Annotated in this window: 22 protein-coding genes; 18 read left to right on the top strand and 4 right to left on the bottom strand. The window is 41.8% G+C overall.

The annotated features are described in order from the left end of the window. Positions 1-242: 242 nt before the first annotated feature. The 7 genes from HF078_RS19285 to HF078_RS19315 all read left to right on the top strand — a co-directional run bounded on the left by HF078_RS19285 (position 243) and on the right by HF078_RS19315 (position 8,612). Positions 243-1,721: a S41 family peptidase gene (locus HF078_RS19285; protein ID WP_169292616.1), complete on the top strand. Its 1,479-nt coding sequence runs from the start codon at positions 243-245 to the stop codon at positions 1,719-1,721. Positions 1,722-1,811: 90 nt separating this feature from the next. Next, complete coding sequence (locus HF078_RS19290; protein WP_169292617.1) at positions 1,812-3,008, top strand: PDZ domain-containing protein; 1,197 nt, start codon at positions 1,812-1,814, stop codon at positions 3,006-3,008. A 323-nt stretch (positions 3,009-3,331) separates the two neighbouring features. After that, entirely contained in the window at positions 3,332-3,580 is a 249-nt protein-coding gene (locus HF078_RS19295) for an acyl carrier protein (RefSeq protein WP_169292618.1), read from the top strand. Beyond that, positions 3,573-4,973 carry an AMP-binding protein gene (locus tag HF078_RS19300; RefSeq protein WP_169292619.1) on the top strand — a complete coding sequence of 467 codons (1,401 nt, stop codon included), beginning with the start codon at positions 3,573-3,575 and terminating at the stop codon, positions 4,971-4,973. Before HF078_RS19295 ends, HF078_RS19300 begins: the two co-directional genes overlap by 8 nt. Positions 4,974-5,015: 42 nt before the next feature. Continuing rightward, entirely contained in the window at positions 5,016-6,467 is a 1,452-nt protein-coding gene (locus tag HF078_RS19305) for an MBOAT family O-acyltransferase (RefSeq protein ID WP_169292620.1), read from the top strand. A 39-nt stretch (positions 6,468-6,506) separates the two neighbouring features. Beyond that, the gene (locus HF078_RS19310) at positions 6,507-7,412 is read left to right on the top strand and encodes a hypothetical protein (protein ID WP_169292621.1); all 906 of its coding nucleotides are present in this window, start codon (positions 6,507-6,509) and stop codon (positions 7,410-7,412) included. Positions 7,413-7,604: 192 nt separating this feature from the next. Further along, complete coding sequence (locus HF078_RS19315) at positions 7,605-8,612, top strand: DUF1646 family protein (protein WP_169292622.1); 1,008 nt, start codon at positions 7,605-7,607, stop codon at positions 8,610-8,612. Between the two features lie 171 nt (positions 8,613-8,783). On the opposite strand, the gene HF078_RS19320 is transcribed toward HF078_RS19315, so the two are convergent. Continuing rightward, the gene (locus HF078_RS19320; protein ID WP_169292623.1) at positions 8,784-9,641 is read right to left on the bottom strand and encodes a MurR/RpiR family transcriptional regulator; all 858 of its coding nucleotides are present in this window, start codon (positions 9,639-9,641) and stop codon (positions 8,784-8,786) included. 172 nt (positions 9,642-9,813) lie between these two features. On the opposite strand from HF078_RS19320, the gene gnd reads away from it, so the two are divergent. From gnd to gntK, 3 genes are all read left to right on the top strand, one after another. Then, on the top strand, positions 9,814-10,710 hold the full coding sequence (gnd, locus tag HF078_RS19325) for a phosphogluconate dehydrogenase (NAD(+)-dependent, decarboxylating) (protein ID WP_169292624.1): 897 nt from the start codon (positions 9,814-9,816) through the stop codon (positions 10,708-10,710). 214 nt (positions 10,711-10,924) lie between these two features. Further along, positions 10,925-12,271 (top strand): GntP family permease, encoded by a 1,347-nt coding sequence (locus tag HF078_RS19330; protein WP_169292625.1) that lies wholly within the window; start codon positions 10,925-10,927, stop codon positions 12,269-12,271. Positions 12,272-12,518: 247 nt separating this feature from the next. Continuing rightward, a complete protein-coding gene (gene gntK / locus HF078_RS19335; protein ID WP_346775385.1) occupies positions 12,519-14,057 on the top strand; it encodes a gluconokinase in 1,539 nt (512 codons plus the stop codon). Between the two features lie 295 nt (positions 14,058-14,352). Here gntK and HF078_RS19340 read toward each other — a convergent pair whose 3' ends face one another. Next, positions 14,353-14,622, bottom strand: coding sequence for a hypothetical protein (locus HF078_RS19340; RefSeq protein WP_169292546.1), 270 nt, complete (start codon positions 14,620-14,622; stop codon positions 14,353-14,355). 150 nt (positions 14,623-14,772) lie between these two features. Between HF078_RS19340 and HF078_RS19345 the strand changes: the two genes are divergently transcribed. The 5 genes from HF078_RS19345 (at position 14,773) to HF078_RS19365 (ending at position 18,624) form a co-directional block, all read left to right on the top strand. After that, positions 14,773-16,350 carry a peptide chain release factor 3 gene (locus tag HF078_RS19345; RefSeq protein ID WP_168864349.1) on the top strand — a complete coding sequence of 526 codons (1,578 nt, stop codon included), beginning with the start codon at positions 14,773-14,775 and terminating at the stop codon, positions 16,348-16,350. Positions 16,351-16,668: 318 nt separating this feature from the next. Continuing rightward, positions 16,669-17,091: a hypothetical protein gene (locus HF078_RS19350; RefSeq protein WP_169292627.1), complete on the top strand. Its 423-nt coding sequence runs from the start codon at positions 16,669-16,671 to the stop codon at positions 17,089-17,091. A 118-nt stretch (positions 17,092-17,209) separates the two neighbouring features. Next, a complete protein-coding gene (locus HF078_RS19355) occupies positions 17,210-17,773 on the top strand; it encodes a sigma-70 family RNA polymerase sigma factor (protein WP_240951797.1) in 564 nt (187 codons plus the stop codon). Beyond that, positions 17,736-18,320, top strand: a complete 585-nt coding sequence (locus tag HF078_RS19360; protein ID WP_169292628.1) for a hypothetical protein — start codon at positions 17,736-17,738, stop codon at positions 18,318-18,320. The genes HF078_RS19355 and HF078_RS19360 overlap by 38 nt, the downstream gene beginning before the upstream one ends. 79 nt (positions 18,321-18,399) lie before the next feature. Further along, positions 18,400-18,624 carry a DUF2198 family protein gene (locus tag HF078_RS19365; protein ID WP_169292629.1) on the top strand — a complete coding sequence of 75 codons (225 nt, stop codon included), beginning with the start codon at positions 18,400-18,402 and terminating at the stop codon, positions 18,622-18,624. 25 nt (positions 18,625-18,649) lie between these two features. On the opposite strand, the gene HF078_RS19370 is transcribed toward HF078_RS19365, so the two are convergent. Next, positions 18,650-19,171, bottom strand: coding sequence for a Slp family lipoprotein (locus HF078_RS19370; protein WP_169292630.1), 522 nt, complete (start codon positions 19,169-19,171; stop codon positions 18,650-18,652). A 211-nt stretch (positions 19,172-19,382) separates the two neighbouring features. Here HF078_RS19370 and uvrB point away from each other — a divergent pair, with 211 nt between their 5' ends. Next, on the top strand, positions 19,383-21,362 hold the full coding sequence (gene uvrB, locus HF078_RS19375) for an excinuclease ABC subunit UvrB (protein ID WP_169292631.1): 1,980 nt from the start codon (positions 19,383-19,385) through the stop codon (positions 21,360-21,362). A gap of 7 nt (positions 21,363-21,369) precedes the next feature. Further along, positions 21,370-24,246 carry an excinuclease ABC subunit UvrA gene (gene uvrA / locus HF078_RS19380; RefSeq protein WP_169292632.1) on the top strand — a complete coding sequence of 959 codons (2,877 nt, stop codon included), beginning with the start codon at positions 21,370-21,372 and terminating at the stop codon, positions 24,244-24,246. A 67-nt stretch (positions 24,247-24,313) separates the two neighbouring features. Here the strand turns inward: uvrA and HF078_RS19385 are convergent, their stop codons facing one another. Beyond that, positions 24,314-24,721, bottom strand: a complete 408-nt coding sequence (locus HF078_RS19385) for a hypothetical protein (RefSeq protein ID WP_168864343.1) — start codon at positions 24,719-24,721, stop codon at positions 24,314-24,316. A gap of 297 nt (positions 24,722-25,018) precedes the next feature. On the opposite strand from HF078_RS19385, the gene HF078_RS19390 reads away from it, so the two are divergent. Next, on the top strand, positions 25,019-26,218 hold the full coding sequence (locus HF078_RS19390; protein ID WP_169292633.1) for a DUF4097 family beta strand repeat-containing protein: 1,200 nt from the start codon (positions 25,019-25,021) through the stop codon (positions 26,216-26,218). Position 26,219: the final 1 nt, after the last annotated feature.

The raw sequence follows: 26,219 nt of genomic DNA on the forward strand, positions 1-26,219 counted from the left end.
TAACACATAATATGTCTTGCAACAACATATACTTACACTATAAAAGGCATTACACTTTCTGTGTGATGCCTTTTGCTTCAGGAACATAAGAATTGATGAGTGGGACAGGCTTCAAAAAAACAACAGTCCCACATTCCGTAGTCACTTACATAAGTTTTAATAATTTTCAACCAACGCCGGCTATGGTACAATTGCGTCATATCTATCGTACGGTACGGGGTATAGGATGAGGAGGAGCTTTCATGAATCGCAAAATTGTTACAGTATTAATGGTTGTATCAGTTCTAGTTGGAGCGGCAGGTATGTATGCAGGTTTACAATGGTTCGGGCATGGACCAGCTGCGGCGGTACCTTCCGTGCAGAATCCTCTTACTGATAACACAGAAGAAGCTGCACCACAGGAATCGGCGAAAAAGACGGCGGTACAGATGGAAAAGATTCAACAGGCATACGAAATTATTTCTTCACGGTATGTGGAGGAAACAGATGCTGATAAACTGATAGAAGGTGCCATCCAAGGAATGGTCGATACACTGGAGGATCCATACTCGGTGTATATGGATAAAGATACGGCAGAGCAATTTACACAGTCGCTTGAATCTTCTTTTGAAGGAATTGGAGCAGAAGTAGGCATGCAAAACGGGAAGGTGACTATCGTGTCTCCATTCCGTGGTTCACCGGCTGAAAAGGCAGGATTGCAGCCGAATGACCAAATCCTCAAAGTAGATGACCAAGACATAGAAGGCTTGGATTTATATGAAGCAGTACTTAAAATCCGCGGTAAAAAAGGGACGATTGTGACACTAGAAATCCAACGTCCTGGAGTGCAAGAACCGTTCAATGTAGAAGTAACACGTGATACGATTCCGATTGAAACGGTCTATTCGGAAACAATCGAACAAGATGGGAAAAAAGTTGGATACATCCAGATTACTTCCTTCTCCAAAGATACAGGGAAAGATTTTCAAGATCAATTAGCAGCACTTGAGGAGCAAAACATAGAGGGCTTGGTAGTCGATGTACGCGGTAATCCTGGTGGTCTTTTAGATCAAGTACAGATTATTGCAGCAGAACTTGTAACGAAAGAAAAACCATATGTACAAATTGAACAGCGTAATGGAGAAAAGCAACGTTTCTTCTCTTCCTTAACAGATAAAAAGCCTTATGAAATCGTGACTTTAATTGATAAAGGAAGTGCATCTGCATCAGAAATTCTTGCAGGAGCATTAAAAGAAGCAGGTAATTATGAAGTAGTTGGAGATGCTTCATTCGGTAAGGGAACTGTTCAGCAAGCTTTAGAACTTGGCGATGGCAGTAACCTCAAGCTGACGCTTTATAAGTGGTTGACGCCTGACGGAAACTGGATACACAATGATGGCGTTGAGCCGACAGTGCCTGTCAAACAGCCTGACTACTTCTACGCCAATCCAATTAGCATGGAAGAAAATGAAGAACTGGCACTTGATACAAATAGTGAAAAAGTAAAGAATGTTCAAGTGATGCTCAAAGGACTTGGCTTTGATCCGGGACGTGAAGATGGTTACTTTAGCAAGGAAACGGAAGATGCTGTGAAAACCTTCCAAGCTGAAAATGACTTAACCACATCAGGAAAGGTTGACAGCCAAACAGCAGAACAGCTGCAAGCACAACTTCTTGAAGCGGTACGCGCGAAAGAGAATGACGTACAGCTGAAAGAAGCAGTCAAAACATTATTCAAATAAATGAACACAGTCAGCTTCCCCTATGGTGGGAGCTGACTTTTTTGTGGTAAAATAAAAGAAAAGTTTGTATGTTTAGGCGGTGAACGGGTGATGGAAACTTGGTTTTGGGAATTGCTGATAGGAGTGGGACGCCTCTTCATCCACCCTGTCCTTTATGTGACCTTAGCTGTTGCAGTTATATTGGGATATTTTCGCGTAAAAAGGGAGCGGCATGACTTTCATATACGAGTGGAATACGGCCTGACGGAGTTTCAAAAGGCTGCCAAGAGTCTTTTAGTGGGACTTGCTTTATCTGTACTTACAATAGGTTTGGGTGTTATCATTCCTTTTGGAACGCTTGTACTTCTAAGTATCTTTAGCATCATTTTTACTCTTTTCATTAAGCCAAGATGGCTTTCAACTGCTTACATATTCGGCTTTACTATTTTGGCAGTGGTACTTCTCCCGAAAATGGAGACCGGTGTCACCATTTTTCAGCGCTTGTTCGAATCTGTAGAAGCAACACATTTACCGACACTTGCCATTCTGATGGGGATTCTCATGATTGCTGAAGGGTTGTTCGTCTGGAAGCAGGCACATGTACAAACCTCACCTCAGCTTCAAAAAAGTAAGCGTGGGTTGCCGGTGGGCACCCATGTTGTCCAGAGAGTATGGATTCTTCCGTTATTCTTGTTTGTGCCTGTTGGTTCTGGAGGGATTGAAACAAGCTTTGAGTGGTGGCCTGTCCTAGAAATGGGAGAACACACGCTTTCCTTGTGGCTTGTTCCATTCAGCATGGGTTATTATCAACGATTAAAAGCAAGCTTACCGCTTGATGCTATACCAATGGTTGGCAGGCAATTGGTTCTGCTGGCCGTAGTGGTGATGTTGACTGGAGTGGGCAGCCTATGGTGGGAAAATGCCTCCATCCTGGCAGCAGTCTTTGCTGTAGTAGGCAGAGAATGGCTGAATTACAGGGCAAAAACAGAGGACGAAAAGCACCAACCGATTTTTGTACAACGTGACAAAGGACTTGTCATCCTTGGGGTGATACCGGATAGTCCTGCTGAAAAAATGAACCTTCAAATTGGAGAAATAATTACAAAAGTGAACAATATACCGGTAAATACGGTCTCAAACTTCTATGAAGCACTTCAGCAAAACAGGGCTTTTTGCAAACTGCAAGTCGTGGATGCAAACGGTGAAACGCGTTTTGCCCAAACTGCTTTATATGAAGGTGATCACCATGAATTAGGGCTGCTGTTCGTTCAAGTCGGCAAGAAATGGAAGCAGACGGAAGCGGTGTAAGGAGTAGTATATAGTCACAATTTTGGAATAGGCCTGGTAAATTTTCCGGAAGGCAAAAGCAATTAATATTATATGAACACACATTAGAGAAACGGATTATTCGTTTCTCTAATTTTATTTATATTAAACAAAGAATACCCGACTTAGTGGGGGGAAATACCATCAAAAGAGTTGTTGACCTTTTAAAAAGCGATATGCTAGAATTTTATATGCAATTGATTATTATTATCAATGAGTGTGAGAATTTCTAGTGTCTCAATAATGTCAGATTTGAGTAACCAAGATTTTCACACAGGTTTGATTTATTGAAAGGGTGTAAATGAATGAGAAATATAGAGAAATATAGAAATGCTTTTATCGATGCGCTGGACTTAGAGGAAAATGATGTAAATGAAGATTTAACACTTGGATCAACAAGAGAATGGGATTCCATTGGACATATGGCACTCATTTCTGAGATGGAGGATGTGTTTGATGTTTCCATTGATTCAGAATGGATTACAGAGTTCAACTCTTACCTATCAGGAATGGAGCTTTTGAAACGCTTGGGAGTGGACTTCATTAATGAATAGGTTCCAACAAATAGAGGAGTTTGGGAACCTCACCGCTGTATATGCTGAACGAACATATTCATACTCTGAAATGTTAGATATTGCTGATGCTATCTGCGGTGAAGTAGGGGAAAGAACGCTCGTTTTTTGCTTATGTTCCAATAATAAAGAATCTTTATTTGGCTATGTAGGCTTTATTAGAGGTGGTGTGGTACCTGTACTTTTGGACGCTTCCATCCATATGGACCAGTTGCGCCGATTGATTAACCTTTATAAGCCTGCATACATTTGGGCGAGTAGCGAAAATCAAGACCTATTAAATGAAAATGAAATGGAAAGTACATTTGTATATGGAGATTACACATTGTTTAAATGTCCATCATCTTTCCAACATAATCTTCATGAAAGTCTTGCGCTCCTTTTAACAACCTCTGGAAGTACTGGAAGCCCCAAATTTGTTCGTTTAAGTTATGAAAATATTTTTAAAAATGCTGAATCAATAGCAAAGTACCTTGACATCCATGCAGAAGATAAACCTATCACAACACTTCCGATGAATTACTCCTATGGACTCTCTATCATCAATAGTCATTTCATATGCGGGTCGACGATCGTTGTAACGGATGCATCTATTATGAAAAAAGAGTTTTGGGACTTATGTAGACAGCAAGAAATAACAACTTTTGGAGGAGTTCCTTTCGTATATGAGATGCTTGATAGGCTGAAGTTTGAAAATTTTGATCTTCCGAGTTTAAAAAAACTGACTCAAGCAGGTGGGAAATTAAGCTCCACTCTATCGGCAAAATTTGCTGACGTATGCAATCAAAAAGGGATCCAATTCTTTTCCATGTATGGTCAAACGGAAGCAACGGCGCGCATGGCCTATTTACCATGGGAAAAAAATCTTGAAAAAGTCGGAAGCATTGGCATAGCCATTCCAGGTGGAGAGCTGATTCTGCAAGACGACAAAGGGAACAAAATTACTGAGCCTAACGTGAAGGGCGAATTGATATACAAAGGACCAAATGTTTCTTTAGGATATGCGGAGTCGGTATTCGATCTTTCTAAAGAAGATGAGAATAACGGTATTTTGCGTACAGGTGATGTGGCTTACTTTGATCAGGATGGGTATTTTTATATAAGTGGCCGAATCAAAAGGATGATTAAGCTCTATGGGAACCGTATCAGTCTTGATGAGGTGGAAGGGTTTTTATCTGAGCATGGTCATGATTGTATCAGCGCTGGGACGGATGACCAAATGTATATTTACACTTTAAAAGATGATGGTGTTCCCATTAAAAAAATTATTAAGGAAAAATTAAACTTAAAGGGCATGAAGATTATCAGGATTGAGGAGATCCCACGTAATCAGTATGGAAAGATCCTCTATTCCGAGTTACCTAAACATGGATAAGTTATTGAAACATCTTAAGTTTATTTTTTGACAGGTGGTTGGATGGGTTTTATATCAATTGAGTTTCTCCTATTTTTTGCAATAATCGTTTTTACTTATTATTTAATCCCACATCGTTTCAGATGGATCCTCTTATTAGTTGCAAGTTACGTTTTTTACGCAATCTTAAGTATCCAATTTATACCGTTACTTCTTGCAAGCACAGTTGCTACCTATTTTTCTGGAATTTTTATAGAAAAACAGGAGACAAAAAGACAGAAGAAAAAGGTCATGCTCGTTGGAATTTCCGTGCTATTGTTTTTTCTCGGTTGGTTTAAATATGTTAATTTTGTAAATGAATCGCTTCGAGCGGTTGCAAGTTACTTTCATTTAAATTATTCCATTCCTTATCAAGAAATTGTACTGCCATTAGCAATTTCTTTTTATTCTCTACAGGCAGTAGGTTACCTTGTGGATATCTACCATGGAAAACAAAAAGCGGAAAGACATTACGGCTATTTTTCCATATTCTTTGCTTTTTTCCCACAGTTGGTTGCTGGGCCGATTGAACGTGCCAAGAAATTGCTTCCACAATTAAAAGCGGAACAACGTTTAAATTATGACAATTTAAGCTATGGGATGAAGCGAATTGCATGGGGGTTTTTTAAAAAGACATTAATCGCAGATCGACTAGCTCCCATTGTATCTAGCGTTTTCGATAATCCAAATCCGACTGGTTCACAAATTGTACTAGCTACTATTCTATTCTCGATACAATTGTTCGCGGATTTTTCAGCGCTGAGTGACATTGCCATCGGTTGTGCTAGAATGCTAGGGATAAAGTTGACAGAAAACTTTAAGCAACCGCACTTTGCTGTTTCGATATCGGATTTTTGGAATAGATGGCATATAACCTTCTCTACATGGCTAAGGGACTATATCTTTTTCCCTTTATGTAAGGGGAAAAAGAAAAGAAGTGACATTTATGCAGCAATTGTGATTACTTTTTTAGTAAGCGGAATTTGGCACGGAGCCGCTTGGACTTTTGTTATATGGGGTTTAATTCATGGGTTTTATCGAGTGTTTGGAGATTATACAAAACATTATCGTGAAAAAGTGGCTTCCTTTACTCACTTGGATAGAAATGCAGTGTTCCATAAATGGGTGAAAATCGCCATAACCTTCCTATTAGTTTGCTTTTCTAGAGTTTTTTATCGATCAGATTCCGTCACACAAGCTTTTGAACATGCAAAACTTTTCTTATCCATTAGCTCCTGGAATCCATTGGGACTTGTTCAAGCGTTTGAACTATTTAAGCTGCTAGATTTGGTGATTTTTGTATTTTTCTTTATTATTTTTCAACTATTTCAGTATATTGAAAGAAAAAATGTTTCAACTTGGAAAATGCTATCACAGCGCCCGACATTTGTTAGATATGCATTTTATATTTTTATCATTCTATCAGTCCTTATATTCGGAGCTTCGGGTGAAGGGTTTATTTATGGCAGGTTTTAATGAAAAGAAACAATGCTTTGAAAGGATTTGCTAAGTATTATGGGACGTTTACTCATTAAGTTAACAATAATTATGACAGTGGTTATATTGCTGTTTATGCCAGTAAATAAATTCGTAAAGGATTCTTATGATTACAACATTAGCCATGCAATACTGGACTTTAAGAAAGATCCTTATCCAGTTGATATCATCAACCTTGGTGCGTCTCATTCCATGTACGGTTATTATTTTAAGCCTACTGGTTTGTCCCATCTGGACTTAGCACTTCCTGCTCAGACGATTGAATACGATTTTAAATTGTTAAAAGAATATGGCAAGTATCTTAAACCTGGTGGCGTAGTAATTGTTTCCATTTCTCAAATTACATTCGCAAATTCTGAGACCAAGAACGTAGGAAATTATTATAAAATTTTGGATCGTAAAGATATTGAACCGTTTAATGTAATTGATTATTACAGTTATTTGTACTTACCAGGTGCAAATAGTGCGAGTTTTCATTCTGCGCTTTCTGGGAGATTGAAAGAATTTAGATGGGATGCTCATCAGCCTTGGGCAAATAACGGTAAGAACTATTCGGAAAGAAAGTATGAGGATGTAGAAGATCAGTACAAAGAAGCAGTTGAAAACAATAACATCAAACAAAATGTGAAGCAACTAAAAGAGATTGTGGATTATTGTAAAGAGAAAGGTTACCAAGTAGTATTAACTATGGAGCCAGTTCATCAGTCTTATCAAGAATTTTTAACTGAGGAAGTCATGAATAGATTGGTCTTCCAGTACTTAGAGCCCCTTGAATTAGATGTCCCATTTTTGAATTATATGAGTGATCAAAGATTCGCGAACAACAAGGAGTATTTTATCGATTCCAATCATTTAAACAGTAAGGGAAGAAAAATGTATTCTTGGATTGTGTACAGGGACCTCAAGAAATTGGGCTATTTATGAGCGATTTAATAGACTCAGTTTTAGGAATAATCGTTCTGATTAATAATGAAAAATTACATCTAATGATAGTAAAGAGACAGGAGCTTTGTTGGTTCCTGTCTCTTCTTTTTTTACACAGGCATGTTTGTCCAATAATTGCATATACATGAACCGTTATCTAAAGAATTTCTGGAGACAACGGGAGTGTGAAAAATGGATTTCGGATTGATTTCGATTTTTCTGGTCGTCTTATTGGGACCTTTACTTGTCAAGAAAATAGAAGAAAATATGGAAGTTTTCCTGCTAAGCATGGGGATACTCGCCAGTATGGTAAGTGGAGTTTACAATGAACAGCTTTTCTTCATCGCAGCAACCGATCCCATCTTAATTTCACTTGCCGTCTTAATGGCAGGTCTGATCTTCAGATGGTTGCAAAGGCCGTTTAGCAGAATTCTTTACTTTTTGAAAAATATAGTCCCATTTAAGTTATTTATTTTTCTGCTTGTTGTATTTCTTGGGTTAATCTCAAGTGTCATTACCGCAATTATTGCAGCGCTCCTATTAGTATTTATTGTGGTTGGGCTCGATCTTGAAAAGAGAGAGCAGATAAGGCTTACCGTCCTTGCTTGTTTTTCTATAGGTTTAGGTGCAGCCTTGACGCCAATTGGAGAGCCGTTATCCATCGTGACAATCAGCAAGCTGAATGGGGAATTTTTTTACCTGTTAAGGCTGATTGGCAAGGATGTCCTATTCGCTTTGTTGTTATTCGGTTTGCTTGCTGCCTTTATGGTGAAAGCACCTGGTTCTAATGAATTGGTGCGGAGTGTGAAGGACAAGGAAAGCTATGAGGAAATTTTTATTCGAGGCTTGAAAATTTACTTTTTTGTGATGGGACTGACTTTTCTTGGTGCAGGATTTGAACCGTTTGTCTCCGCCTACTTTTTAGGCATGGATCCTACCGTTTTGTACTGGTTCAATATGTCCTCCGCCATTTTGGATAACGCGACACTGGCTGCTGCAGAAATCAGTGCCGAACTGGACCCGTCAGTCATCCGGGTGATTTTGCTTGGGCTTATGATCAGTGGGGGAATGTTGGTGCCTGGTAACATTCCGAATATCATAGCGGCAGGAAAGCTTGGTATTACAAGTAAAGAGTGGGCACGGCATGGGGTACCTGTTGGACTGTGTGCGATGGTGATTTATTATTTTGTGGTGGTGTAGGAATGAAGACAATTATGAGTCTTAAAAAGGTATGAGATTGTCTTCATAAAGAGTATAAAGACAATTATGCCTCGAAATAAGCAGTGAAACTGTCTTCATGGCCCGAATAACCGATGAAATAAAAAAAAGCTGGCTAGTTTGTCGTTTTTCCCGACTTCTAGCCAGCTTTATTTATACCCGCTTCACGGATATTGCTGCACGAACCTTCTGCAGTGCCTCTTTCCCCTCATCCTTCTTCGCCATCAGCACATTCACATAAATGGCATCAATCATAGCAAGTTGGGCGATGCGTGAGGCCAATGCCTCTGAGCGATAGTCCGTTTCCTCTGACATTGTATAGAGTGCCATGTCCACACCTTGACTTAGAGGAGACTTGGCAAAATTCGTGATACCGATTGTCTTCACCTCATTTGCTTTTACCACTTCAAGAATGTGCATCATGTCCTTCGATGCTCCCGTATGTGAAATGATGATGGCGACGTCTTCGTCCGTCAATTGGCTTGCTGACATAAGCTGCATGTGAGTGTCAGACTGAACGTTCACTGAAACACCTGTACGGATAAGTTTATGGTAAGCGTCCATTGCAATGACGTTAGATCCTCCACTTCCGAAAAATTCCACTTTGCGAGCCTCTAAAATAGCACTAATCACCTCGTGAAATGCTTGTTCATCAAGGATCTTCAATGTATCTTCAAGTGTTTTTATATTCGATCGGAATACTTTTTCCGCAATCGTTTTTTCACTGTCGTGTTCCATGATATTTTCATGAATATCTTGAATGGGCTCCACAATTTCCGTTGCGAGTGCAATTTTCATCGCCTGGTAACCTTTAAAGCCGATTCGTTGGCAAAACCGGAATACGGTGGAGTCCGCTACACCTAGATCATCGGCAACCTGATTGATGGTGCTGTGGACAATTTTCTGTGGATTATTTAGGATATAGTCCGCGATGACTTGCTCCTTCCCCTTGAACTGTGGATAGTGGGAACGTATGCGCATCATGCAGTATTGCGTTTCCTGCGTGTTCATGGTGCGACCCTCCAGAAATAGTAATCTATTATCTATCATAAAGAGGTTTCAAAAAAAAAGAAACTATTTTTTGATAACGCTTGCATTTTGAGGAATTTTTTTTCATAATGATAACAAGATAAAAAATATTTTTCCATACACACTTGTGCATGAGAAGGGAGTTTCTTTTTATATGAAACTGGCAATGATTGGTTTAGGCAAGATGGGGTACAACTTAACGTTGAATTTAATAGATAACAAGCATGAAGTAGTAGCTTTTGATGTTGATAATGAGAACGTTGTCAAAAGTGAACAGGCAGGTGCAATCGGAGCTTACTCCATTGAGGAAGCGCTAGGCAAACTGGATTCACCAAAAGTGGTATGGATGATGGTGCCGGCTGGTGAGATCACTGAAAATGTGCTTTCAGAGATTAGTAGTTTTGTAACAGAAGGAGACATCATCATTGATGGCGGAAACTCTAACTACAAAGATACGTTAAAGCGTGCGGAAGAGCTTGCTGCAAAAGGTGTCCACTACTTGGATGTCGGAACAAGCGGTGGAATGGAAGGAGCTCGCAACGGGGCTTGCACGATGGTTGGTGGAAACGAAGAAGCGTTTAAGCACGTTGAACCGCTTTTCCAAGATATATGTGTAGAGAACGGCTACTTATATGCAGGAAAATCCGGTAGCGGTCATTTCTTGAAAATGGTCCACAATGGGGTGGAATACGGCATGATGCAAGCGATTGCTGAAGGATTCGATATCCTGGAAAAAAGTGATTTTGACTTTGACTATGAAAAGGTTGCGAGAGTCTGGAACAACGGATCCGTCGTTCGCTCTTGGCTGATGGAACTTACAGAAAATGCATTCAGCAAAGACGCGAGGTTAGAAGGTATCAAAGGCGTTATGCACTCTTCCGGTGAGGGTAAATGGACAGTAGAGACAGCCCTTGACCTACAAGCCGCAGCGCCAGTCATCGCCTTGTCTCTAATGATGAGATACCGTTCCCTTGAACCAGACACCTTCTCAGGGAAAGTAGTCGCAGCACTCCGTAACGAATTCGGCGGACATGCAGTCGAGAAGAACTAAAATAAGGCATTTTTGTTACATGGGCAAGGCATGATGGTAGCCGAAAAATGATGTTGGCACGAACTCGGAGTGTTTTGGCACGAACTCGATGTGTTTTGGCATCAACTCGCCTCATTTTGGCACGAACTTTCAAGAATGCTTGCTCAGGTATAAATAATAAGTAAAAACAACACGAAAACATTCCATTTTATAAGAAAAAAAGGAGGAACAAATCATGTCAGGATCCATGCTAATCCTAATCGCAGCAGCAGCAATATTCGTCCTACTATTCCTAGTCATCCGCACCAAACTACACGCATTCGTAGCCCTGCTGCTAGTCAGTTTACTAGTAGGTATCGCAGCAGGCATGCCGCTAAATGAAGTCATCGCATCCGTCCAAAACGGAATGGGAGGCACCCTCGGCTTCGTTGCAGTCGTAGTCGGACTTGGTGCGATGTTCGGTAAAATGCTAGAAGTATCAGGTGGAGCAGAAAGACTTGCTCAAACTTTAATGAAGAAATTCGGTGAAGAAAAGTCCCAGTGGGCGTTAGGTATTACAGGTTTCTTAGTAGCAATTCCCGTATTCTTTGATGTTGGTTTCATCATTTTAGTGCCAATCGTGTATGGCTTGGCGAAAAAAACAGGAAAGTCGCTTTTACATTACGGTATTCCATTACTGGCAGGACTTGCTGTAACGCACAGCTTTATCCCTCCAACACCGGGACCTATTGCAGTAGCTGATTTAATCGGCGCAGACCTTGGATGGGTAATCCTGTTTGGTGTTATCGCTGGTATCCCGGCTATGATTCTAGCTGGTCCGGTTTTCGGTAAATATATTGGCAAAAAAATTCACGTGGTTGTACCAAAATACATGGAACTCGATGAAGATAAGGTATATGAAAAGGATCTTCCAGGCTTCGGACTGATTGCTTCTATCATTTTAGTACCTTTAGTGTTGATTTTAGTGAATACGTTTTCAACGGTTATTTTTGAAAAAGGTCATATTGTTCGAGAGATCACGACATTCGTCGGTCACCCGTTCGTAGCATTAACGATAGCAACATTATTAACGTTCTACTTCCTTGGAACGAAGCGCGGTTATACAAAACAAAATGTACAAGATATTGCGACTAAAGCGCTTGAGCCAGCAGGTATCATCATCCTTGTAACGGGTGCCGGTGGGGTGTTCAAGCAAGTACTAATCGACTCTGGTGTTGGCGATGTTCTTGGTGAAATGATGGCAGGTTCTGCATTGCCTCCAATCGTTCTAGCGTTCTTGATTGCTGCAGCAGTCCGCGTGGCACAAGGTTCGGCAACCGTATCAATGGTTACAGCAGCAGGACTAATCACTCCACTAATCGGTATCATGGGTCTTGAAGGACCTGTACTTGGTCTAATCGTTATCTCGATTGCTTCCGGTGCAACGGTTCTATCTCACGTAAATGACTCCGGATTCTGGTTGGTGAACAGATACTTCGGTCTTGATGTAAAAGATACGTTAAAATCTTGGACGGTCATGGAAACCATCATCGGTCTTGTAGGTTTTGCAGTAGCGGTAATTCTTGGTATATTTATAGGATAGGATTATTTGCTAAGGCTATTCAGAGGGTCATATAGCTGTTGATTGGAGCAAAAGGCGAAGACTCCTGAGGGAGTTAGCGCTAGGTGGATACCCCGCAGGCGTTAGCCGAGGAGGCTCCAGCAGCGCCCCTAGGAAAGCGAAGCCATTTGCGGAAATCAACAGCGGTGTTAAACATTGTCTTAGGATAATCTAAAGGGGGTCAAGGAGCTATTTCCTTGGCCCGTTGTGATTTTGAATCAAGGAGGACATCACCATGACAACATACATGCTAGGCGTTGATATAGGAACAACAAGCACAAAGGCAGTGCTTTTTACGAAGGACGGAAAAGTAGAAAGCCAACATGCCGTCGAATACCCTTTGTATACGCCAGAAATGGGAGCGGCTGAACAGGATCCCGACGAAATACTTGAAGCGGTGGCGGTTTCCATCAAGGAAACTATCATTAAAAGTGGCATCGATACCAGAGACCTTTCCCATGTTAGCTTCAGTGCGGCGATGCACAGTCTGATTGCTGTGGATGAATCAGGGTTTCCATTGACGAAAAGCATCACATGGGCCGACCAGCGAAGTGAGAAGTGGGCAAAGAAAATTAAGAATGAATGGGACGGTCACGAAGTTTATCTGAGAACAGGAACACCGATTCATCCGATGTCTCCTTTGGCAAAGCTTGTTTGGTTGCGAAACGAACACCATGAAATTTTTGAAAAAGCAGCTAAATTCATCTCTATAAAAGAGTATGTCTTTCATAAGTTGTTTGGTGAGTACGTTGTGGACCACTCCATTGCTTCGGCAACAGGTTTGTTGAATTTGGAAAAATTGGATTGGGACGAGGGTGCACTTGGGGTTGCAGGTGTGACACCTGGCAAGCTGTCCCGCCTTGTACCGACAACGGAAATCATCACAGGATTGCAACCAGAGTGGTCGGTGGAATTGGGACTTCCTGCTAGTGTCAAATTTGTAATTGGTGCAAATGACGGCGTGCTTTCCAACCTGGGGGTAAACGCTGTACAGCCAGGCGTGGTCGCTTTGACCATCGGAACAAGCGGGGCCATCCGTACCGTTGCGGACAAGCCGGTAATCGATCCAAAGGGCAGAACATTTTGCTATGCGCTGACCGAAAATCATTGGGTCATTGGCGGCCCGGTCAACAATGGCGGAATGATTATGCGTTGGTTGCGTGATGAGTTTTGCCAAGCGGAAGTAGAAGAAGCAAAAGCAATCGGAGTTGACCCATATGATGTGATGACAGCAAAGATTGCTCAAGTGAAACCTGGTGCAGAAGGTGTCCTTTTCCATCCCTATCTGACAGGTGAACGTGCACCATTGTGGAACGGCAATGCACGTGGATCCTTCTATGGCCTTGGTATCCATCATAAAAGAGAGCATATGATGCGAGCGGTATTAGAAGGAATCAACCTTAACCTATATACGGTGTTGTTAGCATTGGAGGAGATTATCGGCATTCCGGAAAAAATCCATGCAACAGGCGGTTTTGCCCGCTCAGATGTTTGGTGCCAGATGCTTTCTAACATTTTTAATCAGGAAGTAAGTATCCCTGAAAGTGTGGAAAGTTCCTGCCTCGGTGCTGCAGTTCTTGGCTTGTATGCGCTTGGTGAAATAGACTCGTTTGATGTGATGAATGAGATGGTGGGGACGACGAATGGGTATGTTCCGGATCAAGCGGATGTGGAAGTGTATAAAGAGCTGACACCGTTGTTCATCCGCTTGAGCCGTTTGTATGAACAGGAGTTTGATGCGGTGGTGGCGTTTCAGCAGAGGAATTAAGGGAATTGGCTCAACGGTTGATTTCCGTTCCAGGCGCTTCGCTTGCCTGCGGGCGGTCCGGGAGCCTCCTCACTTCGTTGCGGGGTCTCCCCTGTCCCTTCCTCCCGCGGGCGTCTGCGCGCCTTCCACTGCAATCAACTGGAATTTGCATTAATTCTCTACTCAATTCCCTTTCTGTTTATTTTATATAAAAATAAAGAGATGGATAGATTCTAAAGCTGTTGATTGGAGCGAAAGGCTAAGACTCCGGCGGGAGGTAGCGGTAGCTTGAGACCCCACAGCGCAGCGAGGCGGCTCAAGCACACGCCCCGCGGAAAGCGAAGCCTGGCGCGGAAATCAACAGCGGCGCTAATGGATTACAAAAATAAAGAACGACATTCTCCTGGTCACCACCATTGCGAGATTGTCGTTCTTTTTTGTATAGCTGATTCAGTTTTTCCTTTTTCGTCTTGGTTGTTTTGGTTGTGAGGTTTGCGAGTGCATAGGTGCCTCGGCCGTTTTCGGGATTGCGCTTGCCTTCGCGGACTTGTTTGTCACGCAGCTTTTTTGCTTTACTTTTTGCCAAAATGATCACTCCTAACATATATTTACAAAGAGTATAACCGAGAATAGGAATATTGGAAATAGGTTTTCGTTGGATTGCTATATTTTTCTCAAGCTGATTTCTGTTATAATAGCACTATTGTGTAATTTTTGAGAGGTAGGTACGGAAACTGTGAAAAATGAACTTTTAAATAAAGAGATAGACCGCCGCAGAACCTTTGCGATTATATCCCACCCGGATGCCGGGAAAACGACCTTGACGGAGAAACTTCTTCTATTCGGTAACGTTATTCGTTCAGCAGGTACGGTAAAAGGGAAGAAGTCTGGAAAATTTGCAACTTCTGACTGGATGGAAATAGAGAAGAAACGTGGAATCTCGGTAACATCGAGTGTTATGAGTTTTGAGTATATGGATAAGCATATTAACATTCTTGATACACCGGGACACGAAGACTTCAGTGAAGATACGTATCGTACGTTGACGGCCGTGGACAGCGCCGTGATGATCATTGACTGCACGAAAGGGGTAGAGCCGCAAACTATCAAGCTTTTCAAGGTTTGTCGTATGCGCGGTATCCCGATCTTCACGTTCATCAATAAGTTGGACCGTGAAGGAAAAGAGCCGCTTGCGCTGTTAGAAGAGATTGAAGAAGTACTTGGTATCGAGTCTTATGCGATGAACTGGCCTGTTGGAATGGGGAAACGCTTCTTGGGTGTTTACGACCGTTACAACGAAGTGTTCATTCGTTATCAAGGTAAAGATGAAGAGGATCGTATTCCGTTCAAGGAATTGGATGCTGTGGAGGAGATTTCTACTCACCCGACTTTTATCCAAGCAAAAGAAGACTTTGAACTGTTAGAAGAGGCTGGAAACGACTTCGACATCAATAAAGTAAAAAATGGATTGCAGACTCCTGTATTCTTCGGAAGTGCCATCTCTAACTTTGGTGTGGAAATGTTTTTCCGTACGTTCTTGGATCTTGCGAGTGAGCCGCAGCCTCGTCAGACGGAAGAGGGGAAGGTAGAGCCAAAATCAACTGATTTCTCTGGCTTCATTTTCAAAATCCAGGCGAACATGAATCCAGCTCACCGTGACCGTTTGGCATTCTTGCGCATTTGTTCCGGTGTATTTGAGCGTGGAATGACGGTACAGGTTAGCAGAACAGGTAAATCGATTAAATTGACTCAGTCCCAACAATTCTTGGCGTCTGACCGTGAGACAGTAGATCACGCATATCCTGGTGATATTATTGGTATCTATGATCCGGGTGTGTATCAGATTGGAGATTCTCTGTTCAGCGGTGGCAATCAAAAAGTCGAGTTCGATGAGATCCCGACGTTTGCGCCTGAGCTTTTCGTAAAAGTAGAAGCGAAAAACGTCATGAAAGGGAAGCAATTCGGAAAAGGTATCACCCAGCTTGTGCAGGAAGGTGCTATCCAGTTGTTCCGTCAATACGGCACAGAAGCTTACATCCTTGGAGCGGTTGGTCAGCTTCAATTGGATGTATTCGAGTACCGGATGAAAGGCGAGTACAACGTCGAAGTCGTCTACAATATGATTGGCTCAAAAATTCCGCGTTGGTTGGAAAGCCAAGACGTCGATACTTCGTTGTTTGATTCCCGTAATATTTTGGTAAAAGACCGCAACGATCAGTATGTTGCCTTGTTTGATAACGACTTTTCATTACGATGGTTCCAAGATAAGAATCCAAAAGTCGGCCTGATTGATATTATGGCAGATGAGGATTAAGTTTTAATTCATATGAAGCTCAGAATACCCTTTCAAGCAGGGTGTTTTGGGCTTTTTTGTTGGATGAAGACACTTTCGGGGGAGTTTTGTAGTTGAAAATGTCTTCATAATTATGTTGAAGACAATCCGACGGTAGTTTTTTGGTTGAGAGTGTCTTCATTAGCTGCATAAAGACCATTTCGAGTAAGTTTTTGGGTTATGACTGTCTTCATCACTTGGCTGGTTAAATTAATGAACACAAATTAGAAGAAACCCTAAAAAAACTTTGTTCCCACGACGATATAATAACGAGAAAGCACGGGATTAGGGGGCAGATTTGTGGGTGATGAAAAGAATAAGTTAATGTGGCTAGGGCTTTATAGAACTAGACATTTTGTAGTCGGTGGGATGACCATTTTACAAGTGAACGGGCGTGAAGTGACGACGGGCAGTACGAAAGTGTACATGGAAGAGCTAAATATGGAGAAATTGCGCTTTATCAGCAGGGTGCAGATTCCTGAAGACAGTAATGTTCTATTAGGATTAACATTTATGGTTGCCGATCAATTACTTGAATTTAAAGCCAATATCCTTGGGGTTCAGGCAAATGTAAAAAAGAGAAGGTACACATATTTGGTAGAATTTATTATTGAAAATGATAGCGACAGGCAGTCCCTCCTGACATTTGTAAATAAAATTCAGTTGGCAAATAAACAAAAGAAATTGAGAAGTGTGACAGAGATAGCTGTGGAAGTGGAATAAATATTGTAAAGGAAGCCACCAGAGATTGGTGGTTTTTCTTTTGAAATTTTCCATGAAAAATGAAACCTATTATTCTTATTAAACGTCAAACAGAAAAAAACAAGAAGGAGGGGGCGGATTGGCTAGGGAGAATGAGTTGTCGGAGGAAAAACGGGAAGAAATGGTTGTGTGGGCTATGGATCACTATGGTGAAGAGATTAAGCGTTTAATCTACACATATGTGCGAAATTATGCCGTGGTTGACGACTTGTCACAGGAAGTGTTTGTGAAAGTTTATAAGAATTTACATCTTTTCCGAGGGGATAGCGAGTTGAAAACGTGGATCTATAGGATCGCCATTAATATCTCCAAGGATTATTTGAGAAGTTTCAAGCATAAGGTCAAGGAGTTGGTCCAGCCGTTTCTGGCAGGCGGTGAACTGACGGATGAGAAGGTTTTGATATCGGAGGAAAGGCAAGAGCTTGCTGCTGTGGTAATGAGTTTGCCACTGAAATATAGGGAGGTTCTTATTTTACACTATTATCGAGACTTTTCAGTGGAAGAAATTTCAGAGCTTTTGGAAGTAAACAAGAATACTGTGAAGACGAGGCTCAAACGTGGAAGAGATAAGGTGAGAGTATACATAATGGAAGGAGGCGATAAACATGAGCAAGTACTCTCGACTAGAAAGCGATCACTTTAAACAGGAAATGGACCATTTCATTTCGCCAAATTCTTTATTTACTAGTGTAGACCGGGAACGAGTGTTGGAGAGAATTAAGGGAGCGAAAAAGAGAAAACGCTGGTGGGGACATCCAAGGATTGTGTTGAGTGTGCTACTCTTGTTCATTGTTTCCGGTACACTTTATGGGGTAATGCAAACAACAACGGACAACGAGACCATCTCTGCGGAATTTGTTTTGAGTAATATATCTACAGGAATGAGCAAGCAGGAGGTCCGTAACATACTTGGTACCAATTATGTAGAGGTTGAACAGTCGATGGACAGTGGTCCCGTCTTTACATTAAATCGCTACGACTTTCCAGTTGAGGAAGGCTATGTTTTTGAATCCCCAATGGATTTCTTGGATATAGAAGGTGTACGAAGTGGAAAGATGAGACTGCAAGTTATGGTTCAATACGATGGTGAATCATTAAAAGGTTATTCTATAATTTTTAAAGAGGAAAATGGAAAAACAGTGATTCATAGGGTCTTTGGTGACGATATTCAGGTGATACCAGTAGATTGATTTTTCTTATATAGAAGCAGTAAAACTGCTATACTAACATTAGAAGATTTTCGGATGAGATAGAAAAGAGGTTTTCAGATTGTTGGTAAAGCTGGTTTTAGCATTGATTATTCCTGCGCTGCTCGTGGTCTTTTTTACAAGGGTGACCTATAATCTGTATGTGGGTACAGGTTTGGCGGTAGCACTTATTTTAGTTTCTATTTTTAAAGGACACGGGAACGAGTGGTTTGTTATTGTAGTGGACGTCCTTTCTTTAGTGATTGGATTTTTGTATGCGAGGAAAATGGTAGGGAAATTCAAATAGAAAAAGAGGGAGTGGCTTTTCCGGATTACGGAAGGTCTGCTCCCTCTTTTGCTTGTTGGGCTGCTTGTTGATAGGCTGTCAATGCTTCTTGTTCTTCAGCGGTCGTCGACTCGAGTAGTGCAGGTCTCACTACCCAAAGCGGGTCTTTACCAAAGGTCTCCCCGTAGCCTGTAAGAACTCCTTCAAAAGTAAGTACGTCCCCGACTTTCGGTGGAGGATTCAAATCATCTGCAAAAGTAACTAGAATGGCCGGGAGTAGCGGTTCCTGCAACTCATAGGTAGAATTATTTTCTACACGCGTCACCGTGGCAGTCCACCTAACGGACTTGTCTTTATTAGCTTTGATGAAATCATGGACATATGCTCCATTCACTTCACTGTAGGTTAGTTCTTCCTCGGGACTTTCCAATGCACGTTCATCTATATAAGGTAAATCTAGCGTTTCTTCAGGAATATCGTGGGACGCACAGCCCGTCATTAATATAATCATCAAAGCTATGCAAAACATTTTTCTACTGCGAGTACTGACAAAAAACTTTTTCATCATAAATCTCTCCAAAACTAGTTTCTGATTCCCAATACATGATAATGATAAGAATATAGAAAACACTCTTTAAACGCAACATAGACGGGTATAGAGAAAAAAGATATTTTTTATAAAAAACACGAATATCAGTTCGTATTTTTGTTGTTTTAGGCCAATGTTGTGATAGAATGTTGGTAGAAGTTAGATGAACGGAAATGGAGGCTTTTTGTGGATGGAACAGTTTGAGTTAGTTTCTGGATATAAGCCAGATGGAGATCAGCCAACCGCGATCACGGAGATTGTAGAAGGCATCAAAAACGGAAAAAAGCATCAGACACTTCTTGGCGCAACAGGTACAGGTAAGACATTTACTGTTTCTAATGTGATACAGGCAGTAAACAAACCGACGTTAATTATCGCCCACAACAAAACGTTGGCAGGGCAATTATATAGTGAGTTCAAGGAATTTTTCCCTAACAACGCAGTCGAGTATTTTGTTAGTTATTATGATTACTATCAACCAGAAGCGTATGTACCTTCCACTGACACATTCATAGAAAAAGACGCAAGCATCAATGATGAAATCGATAAGCTCCGCCACTCAGCAACGGCATCCCTTTTTGAGCGGAACGACGTTATCATCATCGCCAGTGTGTCTTGTATCTATGGCTTGGGGTCACCGGAGGAATACCGTGACCTTGTTGTAAGCTTAAGAACTGGTATGGAAAAAGAACGAAATGTGTTACTGCGCGACTTAGTAGACATCCAGTACAGCAGGAATGATATTGACTTCAAGCGCGGGACATTCCGGGTTCGCGGTGATGTGGTGGAGATTTTCCCGGCATCTCGCGACGAACACTGCATTCGGGTGGAATTTTTCGGCGACGAAATAGATCGGATAAGAGAAGTGGATGCACTAACAGGGGAAATTCTTGGAGATCGTAACCATGTTTCCATTTTCCCGGCTTCCCACTTCGTAACCCGAGAAGAGAAGATGAAAAAGGCCATCGTCAATATTCAGGCAGAATTAGAAGAGCGACTAGAAGAGCTTCGCGAGGCAGGTAAACTGCTAGAAGCTCAACGACTGGAACAGCGGACCCGATATGACCTGGAAATGATGGCGGAGATGGGTTTTTGTTCTGGAATCGAGAACTATTCCCGTCACTTGACCCTGCGTCCGGCTGGCTCGACACCATACACTCTGATGGATTTCTTCCCGGAAGATTTTCTGCTGGTAATTGACGAATCCCACGTTACGCTTCCTCAAATCAGAGGGATGTTCAATGGGGACCAGGCAAGAAAGCAAGTCCTGGTAGACCATGGGTTTCGCCTGCCGTCTGCCAAGGATAACCGACCTTTGAGGTTTGAGGAATTTGAAAAGAAAACCGCTCAACTTGTCTATGTTTCTGCAACACCAGGACCATACGAGCTGGAGCATACACCGAAAATGGTGGAACAGATCATCCGACCAACCGGACTGCTTGATCCCATCATTGAAGTTCGTCCGATAAAAGGTCAGATTGATGACCTGATCGGCGAGATCCATCAACGAGTGGAAAAGGATGAAAGAGTCCTTGTCACTACCCTGACCAAAAAAATGTCTGAGGATCTTACCGCGTACCTGAAGGAGCTCGGCATTAAAGTTGCGTACCTGCATTCTGAAATCAAGACCCTTGAACGGATTGAAATTATTAGAGAACTGAGAATGGGTAAGCATGATGTCTTAGTTGGAATTAACCTATTGAGGGAAGGTCTAGACATCCCAGAAGTTTCACTTGTCACCATTCTTGATGCAGATAAAGAAGGTTTCCTTCGTTCTGAACGCTCCTTGATTCAGACGATTGGACGTGCAGCCCGTAACTCGAACGGTAAAGTCATCATGTATGCAGATAAAATAACAAAATCCATGGATATTGCAATAAATGAAACAAAGCGTCGCCGGGAAATCCAGGAGGCTTATAATCTAGAGCATGGAATTACGCCGACAACCATCAAGAAAAAGGTGCCGGAACTTATCCGTGCCACATTCGTAGCCGAGGAAGATGGCAATTACGAAGGAGCAGTACCAACACTCAGACCAAAGAACAAGAAAGAAAGAGAAAAGCTCATAGAAAGCATGGAGCAGGAAATGAAAGATGCGGCAAAAGCGCTCGATTTCGAACGTGCAGCCGAGCTTCGTGACCTCATCTTAGAGCTCAAAGCGGAAGGATGACATAAGGATGGCAATGGATAAAATAGTAGTAAAAGGGGCCAGAGCCCATAACCTAAAAAACATTGATGTAACGATTCCCCGCGATAAATTAGTGGTGTTGACGGGGCTTTCAGGATCGGGGAAATCCTCTCTAGCCTTTGACACCATCTATGCAGAAGGACAACGCCGTTATGTAGAGTCCCTTTCTGCCTATGCGCGACAATTCCTTGGTCAGATGGACAAACCGGATGTGGATGCCATTGAAGGGCTATCCCCTGCCATCTCCATCGACCAGAAGACGACAAGTCGTAACCCTCGTTCAACCGTGGGAACGGTAACGGAAATCTATGATTATCTTCGTCTTCTTTTTGCAAGGGTAGGTAGGCCCACATGTCCAAAACACGGTATCGAGATATCTTCGCAAACAATAGAGCAAATGGTAGATAGGATTATGGAATATCCGGAACGGACAAAACTTCAAATTCTTGCTCCTGTCATCCAAGGCCGTAAAGGGACGCATGTGAAAACACTTGAGGACATTAAGAAACAAGGATATGTCCGGGTACGTGTGAACGGTGAAATGATGGAAATATCCGATGATATTGAGTTAGAAAAAAACAAGAAGCATTCTATTGAAGTAGTAATAGACCGTATTGTCGTAAAAGAAGGCGTGGAAACCCGTCTGTCAGATTCATTGGAATCGGCTATCAGGCTTGGGGAAGGAAAAGTGATTGTGGATGTAATTGGGGAAGAGGAACTGCTTTTCAGTGAGCATCATGCTTGTCCACAATGTGGATTCTCCATTGGTGAATTAGAACCAAGAATGTTCTCCTTTAACAGCCCTTATGGAGCATGCCAAAAATGTGATGGTTTAGGCACACAGCTGGAAGTGGATATTGATTTGGTGCTGCCAAATAAGAACCTCAGCCTCAAAGAACATGCACTTGCGCCTTGGGAGCCGACAAGTTCACAATATTATCCACAAATGCTGCAAGCGGTGTGCAATCACTACGGCATTGACATGGAAGTACCGGTAAAAGATATCCCCAAGAATCTTTTAGATAAGGTGCTTTATGGTAGTGGGAAGGAAGAAATATACTTCCGATATGAAAATGACTTTGGTCAAGTGCGAGAAAGCTATATCCTCTTTGAGGGAGTTATCCCCAATGTGGAAAGACGCTATAAGGAGACGAGTTCCGACTACATCCGAGAACAGATGGAAAAGTATATGGCTCAGCAACCATGTCCTACTTGTAAAGGGAACCGTTTGAAACTAGAAAGCTTATCGGTGCTTATCAACAATAATCATATCGGGAATGTAACTAACTTTTCTATCGTAGAAGCTTTAGATTTCTTTGAGGGTCTAGAGCTGACGGAAAAAGAAAGAAAGATTGCCCATATGATTTTGCGAGAAATTGAGGAACGTCTTGGTTTCTTGAACAATGTCGGATTGGATTATTTGACGATGAGTCGTTCTGCCGGAACACTTTCTGGTGGAGAAGCACAACGGATTCGTCTGGCAACCCAAATTGGTTCAAGACTTACAGGAGTCCTTTATATCCTCGATGAGCCGTCTATCGGACTTCATCAGCGAGACAATGACCGATTGATTCAAACGCTCAAAAACATGCGTGATATAGGTAATACGTTAATTGTAGTCGAACATGATGAAGACACCATGATGGCAGCGGATTATTTGCTTGATATAGGACCTGGAGCAGGTGTTCACGGTGGTCAGGTAATTTCAGCTGGTACACCTGAAGAAGTAATGAACGATGAGAACTCTTTAACTGGTCAGTATCTATCAGGCAAGAAGTTCATTCCACTTCCGACAGAAAGAAAAGTCGTAAAGGACCGCTTCATTGAAGTAATCGGTGCGAATGAAAACAATTTAAGCAATGTGGATGTGAAAATACCGCTTGGCTGTTTTGTGGCAGTGACAGGGGTGTCAGGATCAGGGAAAAGTACATTAATTAATGAAATTTTGCATAAGGCGCTTGCACAGCGTTTGCATAATGCAAAGACTAAACCTGGCCAACATAAAGAGATTCGAGGAATTGATCAACTTGATAAGGTAATTGATATCGATCAGTCTCCAATTGGAAGAACCCCACGTTCTAACCCTGCCACCTACACAGGGGTATTTGATGACATCCGTGATGTATTTGCTTCTACCAATGAAGCGAAAGTTCGTGGATATAAGAAAGGTCGTTTCTCTTTCAATGTAAAAGGCGGACGCTGTGAAGCATGTCGCGGGGATGGAATTATTAAAATTGAAATGCATTTCCTTCCTGATGTGTATGTACCGTGTGAAGTGTGTCACGGCAAACGTTATAATCGCGAAACGCTTGAAGTGCAGTACAAAGGGAAAAACATAGATGATATTTTGAAAATGACCGTTGAGGATGCGGTGAGTTTCTTTGAAAATATACCGAAGATCAAGCGGAAGCTGCAGACTATTTACGATGTTGGCTTGGGGTATATTACACTCGGTCAACCGGCAACCACTCTATCTGGTGGGGAAGCGCAACGTGTAAAACTTGCATCAGAGTTGCACCGTAGATCTACAGGTCGCTCTCTCTATATCTTGGATGAGCCGACAACAGGGTTACATGTGGATGACATTTCGAGGCTGTTAAAGGTTTTACAACGATTAGTGGAGAATGGGGATACCGTGCTTGTTATTGAGCATAACTTAGATGTTATTAAAGCGGTAGATTACATGGTTGACCTTGGTCCTGAGGGTGGGGACAAAGGGGGCAGTATCATTGCCACTGGTACACCAGAAGAGGTTATTGAAGTAGAAGCTTCTTATACGGGTCAATACCTCCGACCTGTATTACTGCGTGACCGTGATCGAATGGAGCAGAAAGTAAAGAAAGTCGAAGCGGTTAGTAAAGGATGACTTTAAGGATTAGATGAAAAAGAGGATGGTTATGCCAATTTGGCAACCATCCTTCTTTTTTGTATTTCTATTGGTTTGTCTCTTGTTCTTGAACTTTCTTTTCGATAATATCTTGTAAGAATCGAACATCCATCTCATACGTTTTATCTTTGAAACGAATTTCGCCAGTATTTTCGTTTAGCTTTCCTTTCAGGTGAAAAGAGGCACTTTGAATCTTGTACTCTTTTGACCCTTCATCATAATGAAAATCTGCTTTATCTATTTCATTCGTCACAACTGGACGAATGGTATTTTCCACATAATTAGAGGAAGACTCAGTGAAATCAGGACCCAGCACGCCAAAGAAAATCAAGCCGGCAAGTATCAGTCCAATCATAACAAGTTTAGATAAAATGCTTTTCAAGAAAGGAATCACTACAAATAAAATGACCAGAACAATAATGATTGTCAACAAATGATCCATAATAAAATCCATATCCATCTCACTCCTTCCACACAATCTATACCCAGAAACTAGAACCATTATACCATTGGGCGAGAGGGAGACTCAAAGAATCCAAATTGAATCACCATGGGCAACAAACTAATAAGACTTGAGGCGTACGACATGGGTATCAAAAATCCTGCCGGGGTCTGACCCCTTTTCGCAAATTTTATGCCAAACTAAGGGTAGAAGTAAAAAGTGAAACTTTTGGTGAGGTCAGTCGTAGAGATATTGTAGAGGTTGTTTGGGAATGTTTAATAAAGTTTATAGATAGGGAGGATGTTATGTATGGAAGAGCGTAAGCGTATTTTGAAGTTGGTGGAGGAAGGGAAGCTGACGGCGGAAGAGGCGATTATTTTATTGGAGAGTTTGGAGAAGAATAGTGAAGAGAAGAGTTTGCGTCAGGATGAAATTGTTTCTGAGCTTGCTAAAGATGCGAAAGGTTCTCAGGAAGCAGAAGAGAATATTTTCAAAGCACTGTCCTCCAAGGTTTTTTCCAATTCCAATAATAAAAATGGATCAACCGGCTCCAGCTCTTTTGATAAATCAAAATTTGATTCTTACAGCAAGCAGGCGTCCTCTTTTAAAAATAATATCTTAGATTTTGTTGGAAGTGCGTTGCAGAAGATTAAAGATTTGGACTTGGATTTTAACTTTGGTCCTTCTATCTCGATTCAACATATTTTCCAACAGTCAGATGTGCATTTGCAGCATATCGACCTTGATGTTGCCAATGGCGCGGTTAAGGTGGTTCCTTGGAAAGAGAACGATGTGAAGATAGAGTGTGAGGCAAAGGTTTATGAGGAGAACTCACAAGATGACGCACGGAAAGCTTTCCTTAGTGAAGTACTATTTTCGATTGAAGCTGGGAAACTACGTTTTTCTGTCCAGAAGAAGCATATAAAAGTGAATGCAACAGTTTATGTTCCAGAAGAGAAATATGACAGCTTGAATATCCGCATGTTTAATGGGCCAATTTCAGGGGAAGGTTTAGATGTAAAGTCGATGAAAATGAAGTCGGCGAATGGTTCGTTAACTTGGGAGAACTTAAGAAGCGATTACATTGAAGCAGAAACAGCAAACGGTCATATTAAATTAACAGATTGCGACGCGAAAGAAATCGAGGCGGAAACCATTAACGGAATGTTAAAGGTTCGCGGAGATATTGAAAAATTGGATGTGCAGAGCTTTAATGGAAATGTGGTTGGAGAGTTGACTGGAACTTCCGCCCGTTCCATTATGGCGAAAACCAAAACAGGTAGTGTGGATCTGTTCATTCCAACAGAAAATGCGTTGGAGGCTGAGTTGAAAACGAATCTTGGAAGCTTTACATGCGAGGTTCCAGGGATGGATGTTGTGGAGGAGAAAAATGAAGTGGTGCAAAAGGCGCTTCATTTTAAGGCGAAAAAGGAAGATGCTCCGCTTACGTACATTCTTGCGGAAACGACGACAGGATCCATTTTAATTAAACCAAATGAGGTGAAGTAAT

This window comes from Bacillus sp. RO2, assembly GCF_012911845.1.
GTDB lineage: Bacteria > Bacillota > Bacilli > Bacillales > Bacillaceae_I > Sutcliffiella_A.